General features: G+C 63.8%; 17 protein-coding genes and 1 tRNA gene. 10 read left to right on the top strand and 8 right to left on the bottom strand.

Annotated features, from left to right (window positions below; all coding sequences use genetic code 11):
* Positions 1–928 precede the first annotated feature (928 nt).
* The 3 genes from EGJ22_RS26010 (at position 929) to pdxB (ending at position 2,670) form a co-directional block, all read left to right on the top strand.
* Entirely contained in the window at positions 929–1,117 is a 189-nt protein-coding gene (locus EGJ22_RS26010; protein WP_158619541.1) for a hypothetical protein, read from the top strand.
* A 107-nt stretch (positions 1,118–1,224) separates the two neighbouring features.
* Positions 1,225–1,467, top strand: coding sequence for a sulfurtransferase TusA (gene tusA, locus EGJ22_RS23120; protein ID WP_009686255.1), 243 nt, complete (start codon positions 1,225–1,227; stop codon positions 1,465–1,467).
* A gap of 60 nt (positions 1,468–1,527) precedes the next feature.
* Positions 1,528–2,670, top strand: coding sequence for a 4-phosphoerythronate dehydrogenase PdxB (gene pdxB / locus EGJ22_RS23115; RefSeq protein ID WP_029887248.1), 1,143 nt, complete (start codon positions 1,528–1,530; stop codon positions 2,668–2,670).
* A 132-nt stretch (positions 2,671–2,802) separates the two neighbouring features.
* Here the strand turns inward: pdxB and EGJ22_RS26215 are convergent, their stop codons facing one another.
* Positions 2,803–2,976 carry a PA1571 family protein gene (locus EGJ22_RS26215; RefSeq protein ID WP_009686257.1) on the bottom strand — a complete coding sequence of 58 codons (174 nt, stop codon included), beginning with the start codon at positions 2,974–2,976 and terminating at the stop codon, positions 2,803–2,805.
* Positions 2,977–3,185: 209 nt separating this feature from the next.
* On the opposite strand from EGJ22_RS26215, the gene EGJ22_RS23110 reads away from it, so the two are divergent.
* Complete coding sequence (locus EGJ22_RS23110; RefSeq protein WP_029887249.1) at positions 3,186–4,949, top strand: ABC transporter transmembrane domain-containing protein; 1,764 nt, start codon at positions 3,186–3,188, stop codon at positions 4,947–4,949.
* Between the two features lie 108 nt (positions 4,950–5,057).
* On the opposite strand, the gene EGJ22_RS23105 is transcribed toward EGJ22_RS23110, so the two are convergent.
* Positions 5,058–5,134: transfer RNA gene (locus EGJ22_RS23105), tRNA-Pro, on the bottom strand.
* Between the two features lie 80 nt (positions 5,135–5,214).
* Entirely contained in the window at positions 5,215–5,436 is a 222-nt protein-coding gene (locus EGJ22_RS23100) for a YgdI/YgdR family lipoprotein (protein ID WP_009686259.1), read from the bottom strand.
* A 186-nt stretch (positions 5,437–5,622) separates the two neighbouring features.
* Between EGJ22_RS23100 and moaB the strand changes: the two genes are divergently transcribed.
* On the top strand, positions 5,623–6,162 hold the full coding sequence (gene moaB, locus EGJ22_RS23095; RefSeq protein ID WP_009686260.1) for a molybdenum cofactor biosynthesis protein B: 540 nt from the start codon (positions 5,623–5,625) through the stop codon (positions 6,160–6,162).
* Positions 6,146–7,372, top strand: a complete 1,227-nt coding sequence (gene glp / locus EGJ22_RS23090) for a gephyrin-like molybdotransferase Glp (protein WP_050492240.1) — start codon at positions 6,146–6,148, stop codon at positions 7,370–7,372. The genes moaB and glp overlap by 17 nt, the downstream gene beginning before the upstream one ends.
* On the opposite strand, the gene EGJ22_RS23085 is transcribed toward glp, so the two are convergent.
* Complete coding sequence (locus EGJ22_RS23085; protein WP_029887251.1) at positions 7,361–8,605, bottom strand: glycosyltransferase family 4 protein; 1,245 nt, start codon at positions 8,603–8,605, stop codon at positions 7,361–7,363. The genes glp and EGJ22_RS23085 overlap by 12 nt on opposite strands.
* A 364-nt stretch (positions 8,606–8,969) precedes the next feature.
* Between EGJ22_RS23085 and yegS the strand changes: the two genes are divergently transcribed.
* Positions 8,970–9,857: a lipid kinase YegS gene (yegS, locus tag EGJ22_RS23080; RefSeq protein WP_029887252.1), complete on the top strand. Its 888-nt coding sequence runs from the start codon at positions 8,970–8,972 to the stop codon at positions 9,855–9,857.
* On the opposite strand, the gene EGJ22_RS23075 is transcribed toward yegS, so the two are convergent.
* The 3 genes from EGJ22_RS23075 to EGJ22_RS23065 all read right to left on the bottom strand — a co-directional run bounded on the left by EGJ22_RS23075 (position 9,841) and on the right by EGJ22_RS23065 (position 12,261).
* Entirely contained in the window at positions 9,841–10,500 is a 660-nt protein-coding gene (locus tag EGJ22_RS23075) for a response regulator transcription factor (RefSeq protein ID WP_029887253.1), read from the bottom strand. The two genes, yegS and EGJ22_RS23075, sit on opposite strands and share 17 nt — an antisense overlap.
* Complete coding sequence (locus EGJ22_RS23070; protein WP_029887254.1) at positions 10,490–11,386, bottom strand: sensor histidine kinase; 897 nt, start codon at positions 11,384–11,386, stop codon at positions 10,490–10,492. The genes EGJ22_RS23075 and EGJ22_RS23070 overlap by 11 nt, the downstream gene beginning before the upstream one ends.
* Positions 11,387–11,751: 365 nt before the next feature.
* Positions 11,752–12,261 carry a histidine kinase gene (locus tag EGJ22_RS23065; RefSeq protein ID WP_125920414.1) on the bottom strand — a complete coding sequence of 170 codons (510 nt, stop codon included), beginning with the start codon at positions 12,259–12,261 and terminating at the stop codon, positions 11,752–11,754.
* 326 nt (positions 12,262–12,587) lie between these two features.
* Between EGJ22_RS23065 and EGJ22_RS23060 the strand changes: the two genes are divergently transcribed.
* Positions 12,588–13,523, top strand: a complete 936-nt coding sequence (locus tag EGJ22_RS23060; RefSeq protein WP_029887727.1) for a chemotaxis protein — start codon at positions 12,588–12,590, stop codon at positions 13,521–13,523.
* Positions 13,524–13,578: 55 nt separating this feature from the next.
* Positions 13,579–14,382: an MOSC domain-containing protein gene (locus EGJ22_RS23055; RefSeq protein WP_029887728.1), complete on the top strand. Its 804-nt coding sequence runs from the start codon at positions 13,579–13,581 to the stop codon at positions 14,380–14,382.
* Between the two features lie 66 nt (positions 14,383–14,448).
* Here the strand turns inward: EGJ22_RS23055 and EGJ22_RS23050 are convergent, their stop codons facing one another.
* Entirely contained in the window at positions 14,449–16,374 is a 1,926-nt protein-coding gene (locus tag EGJ22_RS23050) for a transglycosylase SLT domain-containing protein (RefSeq protein ID WP_029887729.1), read from the bottom strand.
* 222 nt (positions 16,375–16,596) lie between these two features.
* On the opposite strand from EGJ22_RS23050, the gene EGJ22_RS23045 reads away from it, so the two are divergent.
* Positions 16,597–18,525 (top strand): ATP-binding cassette domain-containing protein, encoded by a 1,929-nt coding sequence (locus EGJ22_RS23045; protein ID WP_029887730.1) that lies wholly within the window; start codon positions 16,597–16,599, stop codon positions 18,523–18,525.
* Positions 18,526–18,621: the final 96 nt, after the last annotated feature.

Below are 18,621 nucleotides of genomic sequence, written 5' to 3'. Positions count from 1 at the left end.
ACGGCGAGTCACTTTTTGTCAAACGCGACAAAAAGTAACCAAAAAACGCTGCGCTCCCGTCATCCGGCCCCTGCGCTTCGCTCCGGGGTTCCCTCGCTACGGGCATGCTCCCGGGAGTACGCGCTGCAGGCCCCATCCCTGGGGCCTCAGCGCTTGACGGGCATCCATGCCCGTCACCTCCCTCCGCATGCCCTTCGCTCGGCCTCCTGAAGTCGCGAAGATCAAGATCAAGATCAAAATCAAGATCAAGATCAAGATCAAGATCAAGATCAACAGCCAGATCAAAAGCTGTGCGGGGTTTGGTTGCGTGGTGCGAAATCCAAGCAAGTGCTGCTGTTGCTTCTGCTTTTTGCTTTTGCTTTTGCTTCTAAGCGCGCGGTAGCACAGGCGACGCAGATTGCGACTTCAGGAGGCCGAGCGAAGGGCATGCGGAGGGAGGTGACGGGCATGGATGCCCGTCAAGCGCTGAGGCCCCAGGGACGGGGCCTGCAGCGCGTACTCCCGGGAGCATGCCCGCAGCGAGGGGACCCCGGAGCGCAGCGCAGGGGCCGGATGACGGGAGCGGGCGGCTTTGGTTACTTTGGCCAAGACCAAAGTAACCCGCCGTAAGGGCGGAAAGGTGACTCGGCGCCGCCTACGCGAACGAATACCTATGCGGTGTAAACGCCCACACCTTTGCAGAGCTTGAAATCCTGGGCGCTGGTTTTTGGTGGCGTGATAACTCCAGCTGCGATAGCGACGCATAGTCACCTTTTCGCCCTTACGGCGAGTCACTTTTTGTCAGACGCGACAAAAAGTAACCAAAAAACGCTGCGCTCCCGTCATCCGGCGCCTCCGCTTCGCTCCGGGGTTCCCTCGCTACGGGCATGCTCCCGGGAGTACGCGCTGCAGGCCCCATCCCTGGGGCCTCAGCGCTTGACGGGCATCCATGCCCGTCACCTCCCTCCGCATGCCCTCCGCTCGGCCTCCTGAAGTCGCGAAGATCAAGATCAAGATCAAGATCAAGATCAAGATCAAGATCAAGATCAAGATCAACAGCCAGATCAACAGCCAGATCAACAGCCAGATCAGAAGCCGTGCGGGGGGGAGGCGGCGCGAAGCCTCTGACCCGCCGTAGGGGCGCAAAGGGCCTGGGCAACGCCCGTCCGGACTTATGGCCTGCAAAGCCGCGCTTGGACCCCGCCGCGTGATGCGCGACAATAGCGATCATTTTCGGAGCCCCCCATGACCGATTTCACCCCCGACGCCATCCTCGATGCCACCGGCCTGAACTGCCCGGAGCCGGTGATGATGCTGCACCAGCACGTACGCAACCTGGCCGCCGGCGGCCTGCTCAAGGTCATCGCCACCGACCCGTCCACCCGCCGCGACATTCCCAAGTTCTGCAACTTCCTCGGCCACGAACTCGTGCAACAGCAGGAAGACGCCGGCACCTTCCTTTACTGGATTCGCAAAAAAGCCGACTGAAACCCTGTGCAACCCACCTGGCGATGCGCCTACACTGCGCTCCCCAGACAGGAGAGCGCCATGCTGATAGTTGCCGACGAAAACATCCCGCTGCTCGATGCCTTCTTCCAAGGCTTCGGGGAAATTCGCCGCTACCCCGGCCGAAGCCTCGATGCCGCCAGCGTCAAGGATGCCGATATCCTGCTGGTACGCTCGGTGACCAAGGTTGATCGCACATTGCTCGAAGGCAGCCGGGTACGCTTCGTCGGTACCTGCACCATCGGTACCGATCACCTGGATCTGGACTATTTTGCCGAAGCCGGCATTCGCTGGAGCAGCGCGCCAGGCTGCAATGCCCGCGGTGTGGTCGATTATGTGCTGGGCAGCCTGCTGACCCTGGCCGAACTGGATGGCGTTGCGCTGCCCGAACGGGTCTACGGCGTGGTCGGTGCAGGTGAGGTCGGCGGGCGGCTGGTACGTGTGCTGCGCGGCCTGGGCTGGAAGGTGCTGGTGTGCGACCCGCTGCGCCAGGCCGCTGAAGGCGGTGACTACGTCAGCCTGGAAACCATTGTCCAGCAGTGTGATGTGATCAGCCTGCATACCCCGTTGCAGCGTAGCGGCGGCTACCCCACCTGGCACTTGCTGGGCCAGGCGCAATTGGCACAATTGCGCCCGGGTGCCTGGCTGGTCAACGCCAGCCGTGGGCCAGTGGTGGACAACGCCGCCCTGCGCGAGCTGCTGCTGCAGCGCGACGACATCCATGCCGTGCTGGACGTATGGGAAGGCGAGCCGCAAGTCGACCTGCAACTGGCCGACCTGTGTACCCTGGCGTCACCGCATATTGCCGGTTACAGCCTCGACGGCCGCCAGCGTGGCACCGCGCAGATCTACCAGGCCCTGTGCCGCTTCCTCGGGGTGGATGAGCAGGTGCAACTGGCCGACCTGCTGCCGCGCCCGCCGCTGGCGCAAATCGAGCTGGATGCCAGCGCCGACCCGGCCTGGGCCCTGGCCACCCTGTGCCGCGCCGTGTACGACCCGCGCCGTGACGATGCCGACTTCCGCCGCAGCCTGAGCGACGACCCACAACAACAGCGTGCCGCGTTCGACCAGTTGCGCAAGCAGTACCCAGCGCGACGCGAGATCGAGGGGCTGGCGGTGCGCCTGCGGGGCGAGGCGCCGCAGTTGGCGCAACTGGTCAGTGCGCTGGGTGGCGTATTGGTCTGACGGCGTGCCGGCCGCTGCACGGGCGTTCGCCTGGGTGAGAGCGCCCAGCCGGGCCTGGCCGCAAGGGGCCAGTAGTGAACTCAGGGCAAATAAAAACCCGGCGCGGGCGCCGGGTTGCAAGAAATTCGCCGCTCAACCTTTGCGTACGCGCTCGACCCGGCTCTGTTCCAGGGCCTTGCAAGCCTGCTGGATCATCTGCTCGGTGATCGGTACTTCGCGCCCCTGGGCATCAATGATCGAACCGCATACCTGGGGTTGCTGGTTCGGCCGGGGCTGCTGGTTGTCGCTGGTAGGCTGCAAGCTCATGCATGGTCTCCTCATCAGGTGAACACTCAGGGTAGTCCTGCACCGTGACTGGCCTGTGACGACAGGCTCGTCACGGCAATACCAGTCCAACAGAAACGCTGGCAAAGCTCCATACCCTGGTTAGATCGATAGGCTATAGCCACCTGCCCGCGTTCCCCAGCCCTGATGAGTGGTAGTCTGGGCCTTCGCCACCCACAGTGATCGTCACCATGTCCGAATCGGTTTCCCCGCAACCACGCCGGGCATTACGCCTGGCCTGGCAGTTCGTTCGCCCCTATCGCCGGCAGGTTCTGCTGGCCTTGCTGGCACTGGTGGTCACTGCGGGCATCACCTTGTCGATGGGCCAAGGCATCCGGCTGCTGGTCGACCAGGGTTTCATGACCCGTTCCGCGCACCAGCTCAACCAGACCATCGGGCTGTTCCTGCTGCTGGTACTGGCCCTGGCGGTGGGAACGTTCAGCCGTTTCTACCTGGTGTCCTGGATTGGCGAGCGCTGCGTGGCCGACATGCGGCGGGCCGTGTTCAACCACCTGATCGGCCTGCACCCCGGCTTTTTCGAAGATAACCGCAGCGCCGAGATCCAGTCGCGGCTGACAGCAGACACCACGCTGCTGCAATCGGTCATCGGTTCGTCGCTGTCGATGTTCCTGCGCAATGCATTGATGGTGCTGGGCGGTGTGGTGCTGCTGTTCATTACCAACCCCAAGCTCACCAGCATCGTGGTGGTGACCCTGCCGCTGGTGTTGGCGCCCATCCTGCTGTTTGGTCGCCGCGTACGTAGGCTGTCGCGGCAGAGCCAGGACCGGGTCGCCGACGTAGGCAGCTACGTGGCCGAGACGCTGGGGCAGATCAAGACTGTGCAGGCCTACAACCATCAGGCACATGACCGCGCACTTTTTGCCGACACGGTCGAAGCGGCGTTCACCGTGGCGCGCAAGCGCATTGCCCAGCGGGCCTGGCTGATCACCCTGGTGATCGTCTTGGTGCTGGGGGCGGTTGGGGTGATGCTGTGGGTGGGCGGCATGGATGTGATCGCCGGGCGCATATCTGCCGGCGAACTGGCCGCCTTCGTGTTCTACAGCCTGATCGTCGGCAGCGCCTTCGGCACCCTCAGTGAAGTGATCGGCGAACTGCAGCGCGCTGCCGGTGCTGGCGAGCGGATCGCCGAACTGCTGGCCGCTCGCAGCGCAATCCTGCCGGGCTGTGCCGCCTCGGGCGTGGCGGGGCAGAGGGCCCGCGGGCACATCGAGTTGCAGGAACTGGTGTTCGCCTACCCGTCACGGCCCACCGTGGCAGCGGTAGCTGGCCTGAGCCTGGTCATCGAGCCCGGCCAGACCGTGGCCCTGGTCGGCCCATCAGGGGCCGGCAAGTCGACCTTGTTCGATCTGTTGCTGCGGTTTTACGACCCCCAGCAAGGGCGCATCCTGCTCGACGGCCAGCCGCTGACAGAATTCGACCCCGGCCAGCTGCGACGGCAGTTTGCCCTGGTTGCACAGAACCCTTCGCTGTTCCGTGGCACGGTAGAAGCCAATATTCGCTATGGCCGCCCCGAGGCGAGCCAGGCCGAGGTCGAAGCCGCAGCCCGCGGCGCCCATGCTGATGAATTCATTCGGCAGTTACCTCAGGGCTACCAGACACCGCTGGGGGAGGGTGGCATCGGGCTTTCCGGCGGCCAGCGCCAGCGCCTGGCGATTGCCCGGGCGCTACTGGTGGACGCGCCGATCCTGTTGCTGGACGAAGCCACCAGCGCCCTCGACGCGCAAAGCGAACACCTGATCCAGCAAGCACTGCCCCGCCTGATGGCCGGGCGTACCACGCTGGTCATCGCCCATCGGCTGGCCACGGTCCAGCACGCCGAGCGCATCGCGGTCATCGACCAGGGACGCTTGGTGGCGGTGGGCACTCATCGCCAATTGATCGAGCAAAGCCCGCTGTATGCCCGGCTGGCGGCCCTGCAGTTCACCAGTGCCTGACACAGGGGTGACGGGGGCGGTGCAGGGGTGGCTATCGGCTTTCAACGCTACCGTTGGTGGCGGTTTCCAGGCACAAAAAAGCCCGCATCAGCGGGCTTCTGGAGGATCTGGTCGGAGAGACAGGATTCGAACCTGCGGCCTTCTCGTCCCGAACGAGACGCGCTACCTGGCTGCGCTACACTCCGATGAACAAAATCCTACTGCATCGTGTTTTTGCTCGCAAGCCCCTGTTGTGCAAAGGGCCTTTGCTGAAAACGCGGCGCGGTTACAGCTCTTTCACGGTGCGGATCTGGTCCTTGTTCAGGCGGGTGCGCTTGCCGTCCAGCTGCTCGAATTCGTAGAAGCCGGAGTCTTCGTCGTAGGACGGTTTATCCGTCGCCTGGATTTCTCGGCCATCGTTCAGGGTGATGACGGTTGGGGTGGAGCAGCCGGCAAGGGTGCCCAGGCCCAAAGCGAGCAGGAAGGCGGGTAGGGTCCGTTTGATCATCGTGGTTCTCCAAGTGCGATGGTGCTAGATGACATTTATGACGCAGGACTTTAGTGCAAGTTCACTGCAAGTGCATCATAGCGATAAATCTGCGCGGTTGATCCAGGGCAAGTTTGTTGGGCGCAACCCGGTAAAAGTGCGCTGTGATATAACTGCGGCCAACCTATCCTGTTGTGACGGACCCCCATGAAAGCCAAGGCAGATACCCCCTTTGTGCCGCTGAATATCGCGGTGCTCACCGTTAGCGACACCCGCACGCCCGACACCGATACCTCTGGCCAGATGTTCGTCGACCGGTTGAGCGAGGCCGGCCATCACCTGGCAGAGCGGGTATTGCTCAAGGACGACCTGTACAAGATCCGTGCGCAGGTTGCCACCTGGATCGCCGACGAGCGCGTGCAGGTGGTGCTGATTACCGGCGGCACTGGCTTTACCGGCCGCGACAGCACGCCGGAGGCGGTGGCCTGTCTGCTGGACAAGCAGGTCGATGGCTTTGGCGAGTTGTTCCGGCAGATCTCCGTGCCGGATATCGGTACGTCCACGGTACAGTCGCGGGCCTTGGCCGGCCTGGCCAATGGCACCCTGGTGTGCTGCCTGCCGGGCTCGACCAATGCCGTGCGCACCGGTTGGGACGGCATTCTTGCCGAGCAACTCGACGCCCGCCATCGGCCATGCAACTTTGTCCCGCACCTGAAGCAGGCAATGGCCTGTGACAGCCGTGGCTGAGGTCAGTCAGCCACGGCCGCTGATGCCGGTAGAGCAAGCCCTGGAACAATTGCTGGCATTGGCCGAGGCGGCACCGATTCAGGAGACTGAAAACCTGCCCCTGGCCGAGGCCGAAGGCCGGGTACTGGCGACCGACCTGGTGGCCTCGCTCGACCTGCCGCCCTGGCCGAACAGTGCCATGGACGGCTATGCCCTGCGCCTGGCCGACTGGCAGGGCCAGCCGTTGCCCGTCAGCCAGCGCATCTTCGCCGGCCATGCGCCACAGCCTCTGCAGCCGGGCACCTGTGCCCGCATCTTTACCGGCGCCCCAGTGCCGGCAGGTGCCGATTGCGTCGAGATGCAGGAAAACACCCAGGTGCTGGAGGATGGCCGGGTACGTTTCGTCGAGGCGCTGCGCGCCGGGCAGAACATTCGCCCGCAGGGCCAGGAAACCCGCAAGGGCGAGCAGGTGATGAACGCCGGCACGCGCCTGGGGCCGATCGAACTGGGCCTGGCGGCGACCTTGGGCCACGCCCGGCTCGAGGTGGTACGCAAGGTCAAAGTGGCGGTACTGTCCACCGGCGACGAACTGGTCGAGCCCGGGCTGCCGTTGGGGCCCGGGCAAATCTACAACAGCAATCGTCGGCTACTGGTCAGTTGGTTGCAGCGCCTGGGGTGCGAGGTGGTCGATGCCGGCATCCTGCCGGATGACCTGGCGCAGACCCGCGCCTGCCTGGCCGGACTGGGCCACGTCGACCTGATCCTGTCCACTGGCGGCGTGTCGGTGGGCGAGGCCGACTACCTCGGGGCAGCACTGCGCGAAGCGGGCGAGCTGGCGCTGTGGAAGCTGGCGATCAAGCCGGGCAAGCCGCTGACCTTCGGTCATTACCAGGGCGTGCCGGTGATCGGCCTGCCGGGTAATCCGGCCTCGACCCTGGTCACCTTTGGCCTGCTGACCCGGCCCTACCTGCTGCGGCGCCAAGGGGTGGGCAATGTCACGCCGCTGCGCTTCGACATGCCGGCGGGGTTTGACTGGCCCAAACCCGGTAGCCGCCGCGAATACTTGCGTGCGCGCATCGAGGACGGCCAGGTGCGCATCTACAAGAACCAGAGTTCGGGTGTGCTGCGCAGCGCAGCCTGGGCCGACGGGCTGGTGGAGGTGCGCGAAGGCAGCACGCCGAAAACGGGTGACAGCGTGCCATTCATTCCCTTCAGCGAACTACTTGGCTGAACGCCCCAGCCAGGCATCGGCCAGCGGCCCTGGCACCGGTGCTGCCTGGGTCAGGCGCATGTGCACGGTTTCCAGTTGATGAGCCGCCACGCTCCAGTCGTGGCGCTGGCGGGCGAACTGGCGCCCGGCCGCGCTCAACTGGCTCATGCGCCAGGGCTGGTTGAGCAACTGGGTGATCAGCAGGGCCAGTTGATCACTGTCATCGCTGCCCAGGTAATGCTCGCCGTTGTTCACCGCCAGGCCGGAAACGCCCTTGCCGGTACTGATGATCGGCAGGCCGGCAGCCATTGCTTCAAGGATTTTCACCTTCGAGCCACCGGTATAGCGCAGCGGCGCAAAAAACAGGGCTGAGCGGCTTTGCAGTTCACGCAGATCGGGGCGATAGCCGAGCCATTCGATCCGCGGGTCATTCCAGTGCAGCTTCCAGCTGGCCGGCATCGCATGCCCGGCAATCGCCAGGCGCACGGCCGGGTTGCTCAGCCACACCTGCGGCATGATGTCTTCCAGCGCCCACTCGATGGCTTCCAGGTTGGCGCCGTATTCAAAATTGCCGACAAACAGCAGGCGCTGGCTGTGCAGCGCCGGTTGCACCTGCTGGTAGAAATCACATTCCACGCCATTGACCACCACATTCACCGGGCGCCTGCTGATCTGCCCGATCAGCTCGGCGTCGTGAGCGCTGACGGCTACCAGCTCGGTGGGCTGGCCCAGCACGCGCTGTTCCCAGCGCCGGTAGCGCCAGCGGTCGAAGGCATTGAGCGGGCGTAGCCATAACGGCAGGCGGTCATGGCAGGCGCTGCCGGTAACCGACTCCAGGTTGTGTTCGCTGAGCATGAAGGGCAGGCCGCGGGCCTGCAGGGCCTTCTCGAACGGCTGGAAGCTATAGCTGTGCTCGATCTGGATCACGTCCCACGGTTCCTCCAGCAACTGCTCGAAGCGGTGCCGCAACGCTGCGCAAAGGCCATTGATGATTGCCCGCATGGGGTAGTCGATGATCGGCGAGGCCAGCAGGTTCAGCGGGCTATGCAGCGGCCTGCGCGGCAGGACTATCAGCCGTTCGAGGTACGGTTCGAGCGCCTCGCGTGCGGCGTCACTGAGGGGTATCTTCGATTGCACCAACAAGGTGATGCGGTGGCCGCGCTGGGCCAGTGCCCGGATCAGGTGGTATTGGCGAGTCTTGCAGCCACTGGTGGTCGGCCAAGGCAGGTAAGGCAGTGTCCAGAGAATACGCATGACCGTGGTCCTCGCTGACGGCTGCAGAGGGCAAGACGCACCTGTCGGCCGGTTGCAGGAGAGGGCCGGGAGGTGCGTCCGTGGCGGGCAAGCCAGGGCATTTCACAGTCAAAATGCTGACTCGCCTGTGCTCATTCGCTTGTAGGGTCAAAAACCTGTCAAAAGTGTCTCGACTCAGCATAGCCGGGCATTGTCGGCTGTGGAAAAAATGCCATTATCTTCACTAGCAGCCGAGCCGGCGCTGCTGCAGGGAACACCGCCTGCCACGCGCGACACGCCGCTGGCTGTTTTTGAACGCGGCATGCAACGATCCACGCGTGCCCGTGGTCGAGATAGGGTTGGTCAACCTCAGGGAGATGCGCCTATGCAAGCGCGCAAGGCAATGCTGGTCCTGCACGGCAAGCAGGCGATGAACGACGAACTGCGCGATGCCGTGCACGACATGCGCGACAGTGGCTGGGTGCTGGATGTGCGGGTCACCTGGGAGGCGGGCGATGCCCAGCGCCTGGTGACCGAGGCGCTGGCGGCAGGTTACAGCCACATTGTCGCCGGTGGCGGCGACGGGACCCTGCGCGATGTGGCCGAGGCCATGGGGCATGCCGGGACCGATGCCAGCCTGGTATTGCTGCCGTTGGGCACCGCCAACGATTTTGCCAAGGCTGCCGGCATTCCGCTGGAGCCTGCCGCTGCGCTGGCCTTGTTGAACGTGGCGGCACAGCCCATAGACCTGGGCCAGGCCGGCGACCAGCTGTTCCTCAACATGGCCACCGGCGGGTTCGGTAGCCAGGTCACGGCCAATACGTCCGAAGACCTGAAGAAGGTCCTGGGCGCCGCGGCCTATCTATTCACCGGCCTCACACGCTTCAGCGAACTGCAGGCGGCTTCTGTCGAGCTGCAAGGGCCGGATTTCCACTGGCAAGGGGACCTGCTGGCACTGGGCATCGGCAATGGCCGCCAGGCGGGAGGCGGGCAGGAGCTGTGCCCGGATGCGGTAGTCGATGATGGCTTGCTCGATATCGCCATATTGCCTGCCCCACAGGAAATGCTGGGCACGTTGCGTGACCTGCTGGCCGGTGATGGCCTGTTCGTCCGTGCCAGGTTGCCCTGGGTCGAGATCAAGAGTGCCCAGGGCCTGGACCTCAACCTCGATGGCGAGCCCTTGCAGACTACCAACTTGCGTTTCGAAGCCCGGCCCGCAGCGTTGCGCCTGCACCTGCCTGCCGGGTCGCCGCTGCTCAGTCGTCCAGGCTGATGATCTTTTCGCGCACGGCAAACAGTACCAGGCCAGCCACGTCATGAATTTGCAGGCGCTTCATGATTTGCGAGCGGTGGGTTTCCACGGTCTTGATCGACAGGCCAAGGCCAGTGGCAATTTCCCGGGTCGACTTGCCGCGCACGATCAGGCGCAGGATCTCCAGCTGGCGCGCCGTGAGGTTATGGCGGTCGCTGCCGCCCTGTGCGCCCGGCCTGTTGCGCTGCAGCGCCTGGTTGATGACGGTGTGGGCGATGGCCGGGCTCAGGTAGCGCTCGCCGTGGCGTACTGCCTCCAGGGCCTGCTCCAGCTCGGTGGCACTGGTGTCCTTGAGCAGGTAACCGTGGGCACCGCTTTCCAGGGCACGCATGATCAGGTCCGGATCGGTGTGCATCGACAGGATCAGCACCTTGCAGGTGCTGCCGCAGGCCCGCAATTGGGTCAGGGCGTCCAGACCGCTGGTCGAGCGCATGGAAATGTCCAGCAGGACAATGTCCGGCGCCAGTGCGCGTACCTGCTCAAGCAACTGGCTGCCATCGTCGGCCTCACCGACCACGCTGTAGCCGGGAATGTCGCAAACCAGCGCACGTACGCCGGCGCGGATCAGCGAGTGGTCGTCGACCAGCAGCAATCTACAGGTCATGGGCAACAGTACTCCTGGCGCGTTGCTGGGTGCGCGGTGGCCACGGGAACATCGCTTCTATCCGTGTACCCTGGCCAGGCTGGCTGGTGATCTGCAGGCTGCCCTGCAAGGCCGTTACCCGCTCCTGCATGCCGGCCAGGCCGCGCTGGCCGGCCTCGGCCGGGTGCCGGGCGGGAACGAAGCCGCGGCCATCGTCGTGAATCGACAACGCCAGCCCGGCAGGGGTGCGTTGCAGGCGCACAACCAGGTTGTGTGCCTGGGCATGGCGCAGCATGTTGGTGACTGCTTCCTGGGTGATGCGGAACACTGCCATGGCCACTGCATTGTCAATGCCGCCCAGACGTTGGTTGCACGCCAGGCTCCAGTGTACGCTGCTGCTGCCCAGCGTGCGGACCAAGTGCGCGCGCAAGCTGGCTTCCAACCCTAGACTCGCCAATTGCCTGGGGTTGAGCAGGCTCGACACGTTGCGTACCGTGCCCAGGGTGTCATCCAGGGTGCTGTGCAGCGCATCGCAGTGGCCCTGCAACTCGGCCGGCATGCGCCGTTTCAGCCACTGCAGTTGCAGTTTGGCGGCAGTCAGCAATTGGCCAATGTCGTCGTGCAACTCCCGGCTCAGGTGTTGCCGCTCGTCTTCCTGCACCTTCAGCATGCGCTCGGCCAGTTCAGCCGGTCGCAGGCTGATCGACCTGGCCCCCAATCCCAACTGCAGGGTGGCGGCCAGCGTTGCGGCCAACTGCAAAAGCAGCAGGCCAGCCGGGATAGCCAGGTTGGCCAGGTACAGCATCAGGTTGGTAACCAGCGAGGCCACACACAGCCCGACCGTCAGCCAGCGCAGCAGGGCAACGCGGCAGCAGCTACGCATGTGGAATTTCAAGCGTGGGAGCATAAATAGGGAAGCCACTGAAGTATTGCTGATAGAGGCCTTGCACAATGCGGGTCAGAGGCTTTGGCGCAGTACTTCCGCTGTTTGGTCGAGCACCTGATGTGCAAACTTTTTTGTGATTGCAAGTGTTTGTGGGGGCGCATATTACCACTTCGTACGGTGTCGGTCGCGGCTGGGTGACGCTCCGAAACGCCTGTTGGCAGGGCGGTGCCGGGTGGCAAAGTGCCACCCGCGGATCCCGCTGCTCGCACCCGCGCTGCAACTAAGGCGGTAATGATTCAACTTGGCCTTCCTGAAACTTTGCGAACTTTGCAAGTTCGACCAGCGCAGGGCTTGAGTGCATGTAGTTAGTTGCACTTCTGGTCAGGTTAATGCGCGCGGTACGACCGGCTGCCATGGCTGCCGGAGCGCATGACATCATGCGGGTGATCGCACGTTTTGCCTGCTTCATCGCAAGACGCGCAAGCAGGGGCAAGGGGTTGCTGCACGACCTTGGCCAGCTCGCCCAGCAGCACCAGTTGCTCGCCGATATCCAGGTTCAACCGCCCGGTTCGGCTGTCGAGCAACTCCAGTTGCCAGGCCAGCAGGGTCAGGCAGGCCTCGATCGCAGGCAATGCCTCTGGCTGCAGGCAGCCGCTGTAGCAGGCTGGGGCCAGCAACTGGTGAAGCGCGGTGGCGTAATGGGCAACTTCGCGCGCGTCCAGGCGGGTGGCCTGCCCGGCGAGGCTGGCCAAGGTGCTGTCCAGGCAGCGGCAGGCGTCTGGATCGTTGTCGATCAATTCCAGATGCTGCAGGCATTCCTGGGCCTGGGTCAGCAGTACCTGGGCATCCAGCAGGAAGCCCTGCAGTGCGTTATCGAACGCTAAGGCAGTGTCCATGATCAGGTCCCCGCGCGTGGGGTAGGCGCAGGTGACGGGCACGCCGCAACGATAGCTAGCAAAAGCCTGACTCCATTCATGCAATGAGAATGGCGTCACATTAATGGCTAAAGGATATCGCGAATATCAGGTTTCACCTGACTGCCCCTAGGGGTTTCCCTGATGCGGGCTGCCGAATTCGAGCGGGGTGCCGGCAGTAAAGCATGATGGTAAAGTGATATCAATTGCCGAGTCGGCATTTTCCCGCAAGGGTCAAGGTGTGCGGGAAGCCGCCGATACAGGGTAGATCAATTCACCTTTTTCGACTCAAGCCTGGGGGCTTTCCAATGGCTGGCATTCTCGACACGGTAGACCAACGCACGCAACTGGTAGGTGAGAACCGCCTGGAAATCCTGATGTTCCGCCTGGCGGGCCGCCAATTGTTCGCGATCAACGTGTTCAAGGTTCAAGAAGTGCTGCAACTGCCCAAGCTCACCCTGATGCCCCAGCGTCATGCGTTCGTCTGCGGTGTGGTCAACCTGCGTGGGCAGACGTTGCCGGTGATCGACCTGTCCCAGGCCATTGGCATGCGCCCGCTGCAACCCACGCCCGACAGCACCATCATCGTCACCGAATACAACCGCTCGGTGCAGGCTTTCCTGGTAGGAGGGGTCGACCGCATCGTCAACATGAACTGGGAGTCGATCATGCCGCCGCCGTCCAGCGCCGGACGCCAGCATTACCTGACTGCCATCACCAAGGTCGATGAGCAACTGGTCGAGGTCATCGACGTGGAAAAGGTGCTGGCTGAAATCGTGCCTTACAACGCCCGGGTTTCCGGCGACAAACTGGCCGACCCCGTGCTGGCACGGGCGCGAGGCCGCGAGGTGCTGCTGGTGGACGACTCCGGTGTGGCCCTGGCGCAGTTGCGCGACACCTTGTCCCAGTTGGGCATGAAACTGCATGTGGCCAGTGATGGCCTGAAGGCACTGCGCATGCTCAAGGGTTGGGCCGATGCCGGCGAGGACGTGTGTGAAAAGCTGCTGATGGTGTTCACCGACGCCGAAATGCCGGAAATGGACGGTTACCGCCTGACCACCGAAATTCGTGGCGATGCGCGGCTGCGCCAACTCTATGTGGTGCTGCACACATCGCTGTCGGGCAGTTTCAATGAATCCATGGTCAAGAAAGTGGGTTGCGACAACTTCCTTTCCAAGTTCCAGCCCGATCGCCTGGTCGACGTGGTCAAGCAGCGCCTGCTGCTGGATACGGCCACCGCGTGATCGCCACGCCTGCCCGGTATAAGCTTGGCATTTGCCAAGACGCGAGGCGGCAGGGATGTTTCTGAGTGAGTTGTACCGATACCCGGTGAAGTCGTGCCAAGCGCAGAGCCTGCGCGCTTCGCCGGTGGGGCTGCTGGGCCTGCAGGGTGACCGGCGCTGGATGGTGGTCGAGGCAGAAAACGGACGCTTCCTGACCCAACGTGCCTGGCCACGCCTTGGCCAGATCGCGGCGCACGATGACGGTTGCGGCCAGCTGCTGTTGCAGGCGCCTGGGCGCGCCTCGCTGAGGGTGGCAGTGCCACCTCCCGATGAGGGCCTGCGTGGCGTGACGATCTGGCGCGATACCTTGCGCGTGCCAGACGCCGGTGATGGCGCGGCGGCCTGGCTGAGCGAGTGGCTGGGCAAGGCTGTGCGCTTGGTGCATTGCCCGGAGCAGCGTGCCCGTTATTTGCCCAACGGTTATGGCTTCAACAGCGATCGCGCCGCTTTTCCGGATGGTTTCCCCTTGTTGCTGATCGGCCAGGGCTCGCTGGACGAGCTTGACCGCCGTGTGGGGCGGCCCATGGAGATGCTGCGTTTTCGACCGAACCTGGTGGTGCAGGGCGCCGAGCCTTTCGCCGAGGATGGCTGGAAGCGGATCCGCATTGGCACCCTCGAATTCCGGGTGCTCAAACCGAGTGTGAGGTGCATCTTTACCACTATCGACCCCGCCACCGGCGAGCGCAGTGAAGACCGTGAACCGATGGCCACGCTCAGGACCTTCCGCGAAAAGGAAGGCGATATCCTGTTCGGGCAGAACCTGGCGGTGGATGGCAGCGGGTGGCTTGAGGTCGGGATGGGCGTGGAAATCCTGGAATAGCTGTGTGCTGGCACCGGCCTGTTAACAGGTTTGCCCGTGAACAGGCCGGCAAGGGCTCAGCGAACCTTACATGTCATCGAAATACCGCTCATGCCAATCCACCAGCGGCTGCGGTGCATTCAGTTTCTGCCCGTAGATCACTGAATACGACAGCACGTTCTGCACGTATTGGCGGGTTTCGTCGAACGGGATCGACTCCACCCACACATCGAAACTCAGGTGCTTGGCGCCCCTCAGCCACTGGCGCACGCGCCCGGGCCCGGCATTGTAGGCTGCCGAGGCCAGGACCCGATTGCCGTTGAACTGGCTGTGCACCTGGCTCAGGTAGGCGGCACCCAGCTGGATGTTCTTGTCCGGGTTGAGCACTTGTGCCGGTGAGGCAAGCGGAATGCTGAACTTGCGGGCCGTTTCCTTGGCGGTAGCCGGCATCAGTTGCATCAGGCCGCTGGCGCCGACCGGGGAGCGTGCGTCTTCCATGAACGCGCTTTCCTGGCGGGTAATGGCGAATACCCAGCTCGAATGCAGGCCGCGCACGTTGGCTTCGCGCACCAGGGTATCGCGGTGGGCCATCGGGAAGCGGATGTCCAGGTCGTCCCAGTACTGGGCCTGGCTGATGGTGCGGATGGCCGGGAAGTACCAGCGCAATTCATAACCCAGGCGCGCCTGGGCCACCATTTCATCGCGGGTGAAGTGCCGGCTGACGTGGTACCACTCGCGGCGGCCTTCGACGATCTGGCCGCGGGCATGGAATTCCAGCGCCCGCTGGATGCCGGGTGTATTGCGTACTTTCTTCACCAGTTGCGGGCTCAGCAACAGGGGTTTGTTGTTCAGTTGGTACGGTGTCTTGGCCCGGTCGGCGGCGAGGAAACCATAGAAGTCACGCTCGCGCGCCACGGTCTTGTACAGCAGCGGGATCTGCGGGTTGTTCGGCTGTGCCAGCTCCAGGCTGCGCGCTTGCCAGTACTTCCAGCGGCTGCTGCTGGCCAGGTCCTGAGGCAGGCGCCGGGTCAGCTCGTAGGCGTCTTCCCAGCGGCCCAGGCGCAGCAGCAGGCGCAGGCGCCATTCACTGACGGTGTTGTCGCGCAGCTCAGGGTCGTAGCGGGTCATCAGGTCGAGCGCACGCGGGTCGTAGCGGCGGGCCAGGGTCAGGCCTATTTCGCGGGCGATGGCCACCTTTTCGTCGCGGGAGAAATGCATGCGCTGGGCGTAGTCGTCCAGCAGCGCCATGGCCCGCTCCGGGTCCTGGCGCGCCAGGCGGCGCAGGCCCAGGCTGACCACATCGGCCATCGCCTCGTTGGCCGGGGCAAAGCGCGATGGCTGGTTGAGCAGCTCAGGCTTCTGTGCCACGTCGACCAGCAGCCGGCCTTGCGGGCCGAGGGTGGTCAGGCCATTGACCAGGCTATTGGCCAGGCTGTAATTGCGCGCCTGGGCTGCCAGCTTGGTGCGCTGCCAGCGCTTGCTCTCGGTCAGCTGGCCTTCAGCGGCCCACATGCCGAACAGTGTGTCGCACGCGGCAGGTTGCGACTTGCCCACGTTCCACAGCTTTTCGGCGGTGGCGTTGCCTTCGGCACGCAGGCCATGGCTGAGCTGGTACTGGCCGTTGAGGCAATCGAGCTCGGTGAAATTGAGCTTGGGGTCGTAGTACTTGACGAAGGTGTCCCACTCGCCGCGTTCGGCCAGCCAGCGCAACCAGCGCAGTTTCATCCAGTTGGCCTGGGGCAGGTCGCCATGCTTGGCGAGGAACGCCTCGATTTCCTGGTTGCTGGCGCTTTTCAGGCGGGCAGTGAGCTCGTCGTAGGCCAGGTACGGGGTCAGCGGGTAGTCACTCAGGGCCTGGGCATAGCGTAGGTAAGGGCCTTTGTCGCCCTTGGCCAGCGCGCGCTTGGCTTCGTCGTAGTACTGGCGCTGCAGGGTGAGGTCGGTGGCCTGTGCCGCGCTGGTGGCAGCGGTCAGCAGCAGGCAGGAAGCAATTTGTAACAGGCGGCTGCGCATGATACGTCCGGGCAGTTGAACCATGGGGAAGTGACGGCGGAGCCAGCACTGTTGGAAGCTATTGCCTTAGCTTAGCCGTTTGCCGGCAGCGGGTGAAAGCACTGTGCTTGTATCGGCATATTAACGTCGACCGGATGTCGCCACGCGTGCATCGATTGGCCTGGCAGCTGCCGTCGGGGGCCCAACTCAGGTAGAATGCGCGCCCGATTTATGGAGACCAACATGACCCTGCTCAAATTCAGCGATGTGTCCCTCGCATTCGGCGCCATGCCGCTGCTGGACAAAGTGTCCTGGCAGATCGCTCGTGGCGAGCGGGTGTGCATCATCGGCCGGAACGGCACCGGCAAGTCGAGCATGCTGCGCCTGGTCAAGGGCGAGCAGAAGGGCGACGACGGGGAAATCTGGCGTGCGCCGGGCCTGAAGATCGGCGAACTGCCGCAGGAACTGCCGGTGGCCGATGAGCGCACGGTGTTCGACGTGGTCGCGGCCGGCCTCGACGGCGTGGGTGAACTGCTGGCGCAGTTCCACCACCTGAGCATGAACATCCAGGGCGACGATGACCTGGAAAAGCTCATGCACGTTCAGCACGAACTGGAAGCCCGCGACGGCTGGCGCCTGCAGCAGGTGGTGGAAAGCACCCTCAGCCGCCTGCAACTGCCTGCCGACAAGACCCTGGCCGAGCTGTCCGGTGGCTGGCGCCGCCGCGTGCTGCTGGCCCAGGCGCTGGTGTCGGAGCCCGACCTGCTGCTGCTCGACGAGCCGACCAACCACCTGGACATTGGCGCCATTGCCTGGCTCGAAGAGGCCCTGCGCGGCTTCAACGGCGCGGTGCTGTTCATTACCCACGACCGGTCGTTCCTGCAGAACCTGGCCACCCGCATCCTTGAACTGGACCGTGGCGGCCTGATCGACTGGAACGGCGACTACGCCAGCTTCCTGGTGCACAAGGAGGCCGCACTGGCCGCCGAAGAAACCGCCAACGCGCTGTTCGACAAGCGCCTGGCCCAGGAAGAAGTGTGGATTCGCCAGGGCATCAAGGCCCGCCGTACCCGCAACGAAGGTCGCGTGCGTGCCTTGAAGGCCCTGCGGGAAGAGCGTGGCGAGCGCCGCGAACGCCAGGGCAAGGCCAATATCCAGATCGAGGCGGCGGAAAAGTCCGGCAAGCAGGTCATGGTGCTGGAAAACGTAAGTTTCCATCATCCCGAAGGGCCGATGCTGGTCAAGGACTTCTCCATGGTCCTGCAGCGCGAAGACCGTATCGGCCTGCTGGGTGCCAACGGTACCGGCAAGACCACCTTGCTGAAGTTGATGCTCGGCGACCTGGAGCCCACTTCAGGCAAGGTCGAGCGCGGTACCAAGCTGGAAGTGGCCTATTTCGACCAGATGCGCCACCAGCTCGAGCTGGAAAAGACGGTGATCGACAACCTCGCCGAAGGCCGTGACTTCATCGAGATCGATGGGCAGAACCGCCATGTGCTCAGTTACCTGGGCGACTTCCTGTTCAGCCCCCAGCGTGCGCGCACGCCGGTCAAGGCGCTGTCGGGCGGAGAGCGTGCCCGCCTGCTGCTGGCCAAGCTGTTCAGCAAGCCGGCCAACCTGCTGGTGCTCGACGAACCGACCAACGACCTGGACGTGGAAACCCTCGAACTGCTCGAAGAGGTGCTGTCCAACTACAAGGGCACCGTGCTGATCGTCAGCCACGACCGGGCCTTCCTCGACAACGTCGTCACCAGCACCCTGGTGTTCGAAGGCGAGGGCAAGGTGCGCGAGTACGTAGGGGGTTATGAGGACTGGATTCGCCAGGGCGGCTCGCCGAAGCTGCTGGGCGTGACCGAGAGCAAGGGCGGCAAGTCGGCCCTCAATAGCGCGGTGGTGGAGAAGGTCGAGGCCAAGCCTGCGCCTGTTGCTGCGCCGGTGGTGGAAGAGGCATCGAAGAAAAAGCTCAGCTACAAGCTGCAGCGTGAGCTGGAGATGCTGCCGGGGCAGATCGACGCGCTGGAGCAGCGCATGGCTGAAGCTCAGGAAGAGGTGAATGCGGCGGGCTTCTATCAGCGGCCGATTGCGGAAACTTCGGCAGTGCTGGCCAGGATCGAGAAGTTGCAGGGTGAGCTGGATGTACTGGTAGAGCGCTGGGCTGAGCTGGAAGGCTGATAGTTGTTAGCCTGGTCCGGCCCTATCGCCGGCAAGCCAGCTCCCACAGGGACACCATAAGGCTTGAAATCCATGGTGCCTCTGTGGGAGCTGGCT

It is taken from the genome of Pseudomonas sp. p99-361 (genome assembly GCF_003935475.1).
Lineage (GTDB): Bacteria > Pseudomonadota > Gammaproteobacteria > Pseudomonadales > Pseudomonadaceae > Aquipseudomonas > Aquipseudomonas juntendi.
This window is presented reverse-complemented; position numbering and strand designations above follow the sequence as displayed.